The organism is Stenotrophomonas sp. SMYL89, from assembly GCF_036319985.1.
Classification (GTDB): Bacteria; Pseudomonadota; Gammaproteobacteria; order Xanthomonadales; family Xanthomonadaceae; genus Stenotrophomonas; species Stenotrophomonas maltophilia_Q.
This window is the reverse complement of sequence record NZ_JAWIRW010000014.1, coordinates 80,227-87,050: the sequence shown is the minus strand read 5'-3', so window position 1 is coordinate 87,050 and position 6,824 is coordinate 80,227. Positions and strand designations below refer to the sequence as shown.

5 protein-coding genes are annotated in these 6,824 nt (G+C 67.2%); 1 reads left to right on the top strand and 4 read right to left on the bottom strand.

What is annotated here, in order from left to right; all coding sequences use genetic code 11:
- Positions 1-179 precede the first annotated feature (179 nt).
- From ligD to V3B41_RS16250, 3 genes are all read right to left on the bottom strand, one after another.
- A complete protein-coding gene (gene ligD, locus V3B41_RS16260) occupies positions 180-2,666 on the bottom strand; it encodes a DNA ligase D (RefSeq protein WP_329861685.1) in 2,487 nt (828 codons plus the stop codon).
- A gap of 3 nt (positions 2,667-2,669) precedes the next feature.
- Positions 2,670-3,590 (bottom strand): Ku protein, encoded by a 921-nt coding sequence (locus tag V3B41_RS16255; RefSeq protein WP_049429173.1) that lies wholly within the window; start codon positions 3,588-3,590, stop codon positions 2,670-2,672.
- A 150-nt stretch (positions 3,591-3,740) separates the two neighbouring features.
- On the bottom strand, positions 3,741-4,139 hold the full coding sequence (locus V3B41_RS16250; RefSeq protein ID WP_329861684.1) for a hypothetical protein: 399 nt from the start codon (positions 4,137-4,139) through the stop codon (positions 3,741-3,743).
- A 144-nt stretch (positions 4,140-4,283) separates the two neighbouring features.
- Between V3B41_RS16250 and V3B41_RS16245 the strand changes: the two genes are divergently transcribed.
- Positions 4,284-4,628 (top strand): hypothetical protein, encoded by a 345-nt coding sequence (locus tag V3B41_RS16245; RefSeq protein WP_029380149.1) that lies wholly within the window; start codon positions 4,284-4,286, stop codon positions 4,626-4,628.
- A 79-nt stretch (positions 4,629-4,707) separates the two neighbouring features.
- On the opposite strand, the gene V3B41_RS16240 is transcribed toward V3B41_RS16245, so the two are convergent.
- A complete protein-coding gene (locus V3B41_RS16240) occupies positions 4,708-6,801 on the bottom strand; it encodes a TonB-dependent receptor (protein ID WP_329861683.1) in 2,094 nt (697 codons plus the stop codon).
- Positions 6,802-6,824 lie beyond the last annotated feature (23 nt).

Here is a 6,824-nt window from a genome sequence, read left to right as displayed (position 1 = left end):
CGACGTTAAGGTGCGGGATGGGGATCGCTCGGCTCGTCTGTCGGCTGGTACCCGCAGATATCATGTTGACGGTCCCTCCACCCTGGCTCCTACATACCTCGTAGGAGCCGGGAGGAACATACAAGCCCATGCTCGGCTGCCTGTGTCGATGTGCATGCAAGCCGAGCATGGGCTCGGCTCTACAGGTCCATGCGCGGCAGCGTCTGCTTCAACCGCGCGATGCCCTGCCATGGGTCACCCTTCAGCCGCTTCGCGCGCGCCAGTGCCTTGGCCATCGGAAACGCGTCGGCCGCACTGACGCGTGCAAGCTCTTCCCAGCGCAGCGGCACCGCCACGCCGGCACTGTCGCGCGCGCGCAGCGACCACGAGCACACGCTGGTAGCACCCCTTGTGTTGCGCAGCCAGTCGATGAAGATCACCCCGCCGCGCTTGGCCTTGCTCATCGTCGCCACATAGCGATCAGGCTGCTCCAGCGCCATTGCCTGCGCGAACGCCTCGCAGAACGCCTTGGCCTCGTCCCAGCCTGCCTTGGGCTGCAGCGGCACCACCACGTGCACGCCCTTGCCACCGGACAGGCGTACGAAGCTCTTCAGGCCCACCTGCTGCAGGCGGTCGCGCACATCGCGTGCACCGGCTTTCACCTGTGCCCAGCTGACACCTTCGCCGGGGTCGAGATCGAACACCAGACGATCCGGATGTTCGGGATCGGCCACGGTCGCGCCCCAGGGATGCAGCTCCAGGGTGTTCATCTGCACCAGCTGCAGCAGGCCGCGCGTGTCGTCGATGTAGACGTAATCCTCGCGGCCGCTCTTCTGCTGCAGGGGCACCGCATGTACCGCATCGCCCAGGCCGGGACCATGGTGCTTCTGGAAGAAGCAAGCCTTGCCTACGCCGTCCGGGCAGCGCAGCAGTGACAGTGGACGTCCGGCGATTTCGGGCAGGATCCAGCGCGCCATGCGCTGATAGTAGTCGGCCACGTCGCCCTTGCGCAGTTTCTGCTTTGGAAACACCACCCGCTCCGGATGAGTGATCTGGACCTCGCCTCCGGTTTCGGCATGCGCGGTGCTCATTCCCAGGTCCTCCTTCTGCTTGTCGCTGCGCAGTCGCTTGAAACTGGCCTGGCGCAGCAGGCCTTCCTTGCCCCAGCCACGGAAGGCCACCTCGGCAACCGCCACCGGCTTCACCCAGCGTACGCTGGCAGCGCGGAACGGCACATGCGCCGGCAGCTGCAGCACGGGCGTCTTCACGGCCAACGGCTGCAGTGCCTTGAGCAGTGCGCGCAGGCTTTCGTCGTCGAAGCCGGTGCCAACGCGGCCCACATAGCGCAAGCCTCCCTTGTCCGGCGTCGCCAGCAGCAGCGAGCCGAACCCCACTCGGGAACCCTTGGGTGCCGTGTAGCCGACGATCAGGAACTCGTCGGTGTCTTCGTGCTTCACCTTCACCCAGCTGCGCGCGCGGGTATTCACGTACGGGGCATCCATCTGCTTGCTGACGATGCCTTCGAATCCGGCCTTGCCACTGGCGTCGAACACCTGCGGGCCGTGGTCGATCACGTGCTCGCTGAAGGCCAGGGTGCCAGGCGCGGGCCCAATGAGCGCTTTCAGGAGTGCTTTGCGCTCCAGCAACGGCGCACGACTGATGTCCGCGCCAGCCACGCCCGGAAGATCGAACACGATGTAGCGCAGCGGTTGCTTCGAACTGCCGTCGATCACCCGCTGCAACGCTGCGAAGTCACTGCGTCCTTCCTTGTCCAGCACCACCAGCTCGCCATCCAGGCGCGCATCGCGCACCGGCAGCGCCTTCACGGCCTGCACCACTTCGGGAAAATCATCGGTCCAATCCAGACCATTGCGGGAGCGCAGCTTGACCTCGCCATTGTGCAGATCAGCCAGCAGGCGATAGCCATCCCACTTGATCTCGTGAAGCCAGCGGTCGCCGTCCGGCGCACTGTTGCGATGATCGGTCAACTGCGGTTTGAAGGCGCGCGGGTAGGGTGCGTCACGTGCGCCGTGCAGTTTCAGCGCGCGTGCATGCCAACCTGCATCGGCCTTGCGGTTCGCCGTGCGCGCGGCAGGCGCGGCGCGCGCGGCCTCCCTCGCGGTGCGCTTCTTCACTGCCGATGAGCGTTTCGGCGCGGACACTCCCGGCAGATCGTCTGCTTCTGCATCGCGTGCTTCCTCGTCATCGCGCTTGATCAGCAGCCACTGCACCTGGCGCCCTTTCATCGCCGTGCGCACCAGCTTCCAGCCACCGGCCAGGCGTTGTCCATGCAGCACGAAGTCGATCTTGCCCGCCGCCAGTGCCTGCAGTGGATCGCCTTCACAGGCCCAGGTGCCGTGATCGAAGACATCCACGTGGCCCGCACCATAGTGGCCTTCAGGAATGTCTCCCTCGAAACCGGCGTAGGACAGCGGATGGTCTTCCACTTCCACGGCCAGCCGCTTTTCACCGACGCGCAGCGAAGGCCCCTTGGGCACCGCCCAGCTCTTCAGTACGCCGTCCATTTCCAGGCGGAAGTCGTAGTGGCGCGAGCTGGCATGGTGCAGCTGGATGACAAAGGTCGGCCGCCCCTTCGGGTCACCGGGGGCACGCGTGTCGTCAGGTTCCGGCGTCTGCCCGGCGCCGCCGCCAAGCCGGCGTTTGCGCCGATACTGGTGCAACGACATGGCTCACCCCGCCTTGCGTCGAGGTGCGGTCTTCTTTGCAGCCTTCTTCGTTGTTTTCTTTGCGGCCTTCTTCGCTGGTGACGTGGCGGCTGCTTTGCGCGTTGCGGCCTTCTTCGCTGGCGTTCGCTTGTTCGCATCCAGGCTCTTCTGCAGCAGCGCCATGAAGTCGACCACATTGGTACTGGCGTCCTCGCGCGGTGCCGGCTCATCGTCCACCCGCGTGGTGCCGCCCTTGGACTTGATGCGCTTGTTCAACACCTGCTGCAGGCGCTCGCGGAACTCATCGTGGTAGTGCGACGGGTCCCACTCACCGGACATCGACTCGATCAACTGCTCGGCCATCGCCGTTTCCTTGCTGGTGATGCGGTAGTCGGACAGTTTGCCGGTGGGCAGCTTGTAATCCTCGGGATCCACCAGTTCCTGTGGATAGCGCAGGATCATCAACACCAGTGCGTCCTCATGCGGCATGACCGCGCACAGGTATTCGCGCGTGCGCACCACCACCCGCGCGATGCCCACCTTGCCGGTGCTGCGCAGGGTTTCGCGCAGCAGCACATAGCCCTTTTCGGCCTTCTTGCCGGGCACCAGCAAATACGGTTTCTCGTAATAGCGCGGGTCGATCTGGGCCGCATCCACGAACGATTCCACCTCCACCGCCTCGTGGCTTTCCGGCGCGGCCGAGCGGATATCACCTTCCTCCAGCACGACATAACTGCCCTTGTCGTACTCATAGGCTTTGACGATGTCCTTCCAGGGCACTTCCTCGCCGGTGTCGGCGTTGACCCGTTCGAAACGGATCGGCTTGCGATCGCGGGAGTCGAGCATGCGGAACTGCAGATCGACTTTGCGCTCGCCGGACATCAACGACACTGGCACGTTGAGCAGGCCAAACGACAGCGTGCCGGTCCAGATCGGGCGGGCCATGGTGACACCTGTTACGGGGCAGGGGATGCCCAGCTTCTGCCCAGCGATGTAAACCACCCGTGTCCGTGCCGTGCACGTCAGGTGGCGCGGCCACTTGGCTGTAGAGCCGAGCCCAGGCTCGGCTGCTTCAAGTGCCCGCCACTACTGCAGCTACTGCAGCAGCGGCCTCACCGCCGCTGCCGGAATATGGTCCAGCGCGCGCCAGGCGTCTTCCACCACCGGCCGCGCCTGCGACCAGCCCAATCGTGACTGTCCGCGCATCTGTTCCCAGTGCTCGGCCAGTTCCTCGCAGGTATCTGCGGCATCACCGCGTGGCCAATCGGCAGCATGCGTGGTCAACGCGAAGGCATACACCGGGCACAGGTCACGCCAGTTGCGGTGGCTCTGGCCACGCCTCTCCTCGTAATCGCTGAGCATGTACTGCAGGTAATCCTGTGCCACCGCCTGCGGATCTTCCTGGCGGCGCGTGCGGCGCTGCGCGGTGCGCTGGCCAAGCGGATCGAGCAGGGCGTTGAACACGGACGGTGCGGGTCGTTCAAGACGGGGCATGGCCGGCTCCTGCAGCGGGGCGGGTGGGCAGGAATACGCGCGGTGCCGTTACCGGGGGGTGAGCGAGATGTTCATGACGCCAGGTTCGCAGTGGCTTTACCTGCAGGGCGGTGTAGTGGGAGCCCCGAGTGCAGGTACCAGACCATGAGCCGAGAGACCTCACGAGACCCGATGCGGGAAAACCACCCGCCCCTTCCCGGTGAACAGCGCGGCAAGCGCGATGCCGACAACGCCGACTACCGCGGCACCGGTGCGCCGTTCTTCGATGCCGAGCACGGTGACGACCATCTGCCGGTGAGACATGTGGCTGAACAGGCGGCCCAGGACCGCAAGGATGGCGGTGACCGCCATCGCGGTGGCCAAGAGAGCCCGCTCAAGCGCCGCGAGCGCAAGCAGCGCGCCAGCGACAACCAGGACGAGGCGCTGGAGGAAACCTTCCCGGCCAGCGATCCAACCTCGCCGTTCGTGCCGGCCAAGGCCCCCGATTGACGGGTACTGCCGGCCGCTGGCCGGCAACCCCTTGACGCCCTGCGCGGCGCGATGCCCGCCAGCGGCCAACACTCCCTCTTCAGCGCCACGACCATTGCAGGCCGGCGTTGGCTCGCCGCCCCGGCCCCGGCTCGTAGTAGCGGCCATTGCCATCGTTGACGATTACCGAGCCGATGTAGGCCTGGTCCAGCACGTTCTCCAGCCGCGCGAAGGCGCGCAGTTCCCCGCCAGGCAGCGCCCAGCGGCGCCCACCTTCCAGGTGCAGCAGGGCGAAGCCCGGCGCGCGCTCGCTGGCCACGTCGTTGACCACGGTATCGCTGCTGGCGGTGGCCTCCAGCGCCCACTGCCAGTCGGCTGGCGTCCATTGCAGCCGGGCAAAGGCCTGCTGGCGGGGCACGCCCGGCAGGCGGCTGCCCGCAGCCACCGTGTTGTTCGCGGTCAGATAGGGCGAGCGCACCTGCGCCTGCAGCCAGGTCCACGCCAGCTGCAGTTCCAGCTGCTCGGCCAGCGGCTGCCGGTACTGCAGTTCCACACCCTGGCGGCGGGTGCGGCCGATGTTGCGATAGGTGCTGCGACCGCCGATGTTGCTGGCAACGGCCAGCTCGTCGTCGGTATCTGCACGGAACACACTGATATCAAGCTGGGTTCCGTCCTGCGCATGCCATTTGCTGCCGACCTCCACGCTGCGGCTGCGAGCAGCGGCCAGATCCAGTGCCAGCCCGGCTTGGCCGTCGGCGCGATAGCCCAGCTCGTTGAAGGTGGGGGTTTCGAAACCACGTCCCGCCGCCGCGTGCAGCCGCCACTGCGGGGTGGCCTCGAAGGTGATCCCGGCCACCGGGGTGGTGGCCTGATAGCGCCGGCGGCCACTGTCATCCGGGTTGCGGCCGATGATGTAGCGGTCGTCCGATTCGAAGCGCACGGTGCTGTGACGCACGCCGGCCAGCAATGACCAGCGCGGGCTCCACTGCCACCAGGCCTGGGCGAACTGGTCCACGTTCTGCACGACGTCGATCTGGTCACGGCGCAGGCGCCCGCGCACGCCCAGGATGTTGCCAACGAAGTTCTCGTAGCCGGTGCGGTGCTGGCGCTGGCGGTCGGCGCTGAGCCCGGCCACCAGGTCCAGCGGTCGCCCTGCCAGATCGCCGTGCCAGCCCCAGCGCGCGTCCAGTCCGCCGTAGCCGGCGTCCAGGTCGATCACGCCGCCGGCATGCAGGGGGCTGTCGGTCTGGGGGGCCGGCGGAATCGGCAGGTACTGGCGTACCGCGCGCTGGCCGGTATAGCCCATCAATTGCCAGCGCTGTGCCCCGGTCTCCCGCGTCCAGCGCAGACCCGCCTGCTGCTGGCGCACCGATTTGCGGGTGTTGTACTGGTGCGCCACTGCCGTGGCCTGGCGTGGGTCGGCTGCCACCTGCGCACGGGTCAAGCCCAGCGGGTCCTGCGCATCCGGTGCATCAAGCGCATTGAGCAGCAGTTCCAGCCGTCCGCCGCCCAGCTCACCGCCGATGCGCGCGTTGAGCGATTCGCGGCGCGCACGGCTGTGATCGCGCCAGCCATCGGTACGGAAGTGGTTGGCGGCGATGTTGTAGTCCAGCCCGCGACCCGCCCCCTTCAGCTGCGCGCCGACGCTGAGCGTGCGGTCGGCGCCAGCGTTCACGCGTAGCCGCCACGGGTCGCCGGCCTGGCCCTGCGCGCTCCAGACCTGAAGCACGCCGCCGGAGGAATTGCCGTACAGCGCCGAGAACGGCCCGCGCAGCACCTCGATGCGTTCGGCGCCCAACAGGCTGGCATGCGACAGCTGGCCCTGGCCATCGGGCATGGTCGCGGGCACCCCGTCGATCAATACCCGCACCCCGCGCACCCCGAAGGTGGAGCGCGCGCCGAAGCCACGGATCGACAGCTGCGTGTCCTGGGCGAAGTTCTGCCGGTCGCGTGCCAGCAGCCCTGGTACCCCGGCCAGCGCCTCGGACAGCTGCGCACCGGTGCCCGCGCGGCTGGCATCGATCCAGACCGTGTCCTGGCTCGCCGGCAGCGCGAACGGGTCGATGCCCGGCACCCGTGCGGCCTGTACCTGTACGGCGGGCAGGGCGGAGGGCGCGGGTTCGGCCAGGGCCGTCCAGGGCGACAGCAGCAGGGCAGACAGCGGCAGGCAATGGCGTCGTGCAGCAGGATTCATGATTCAGGTTGATGGATCGGGCG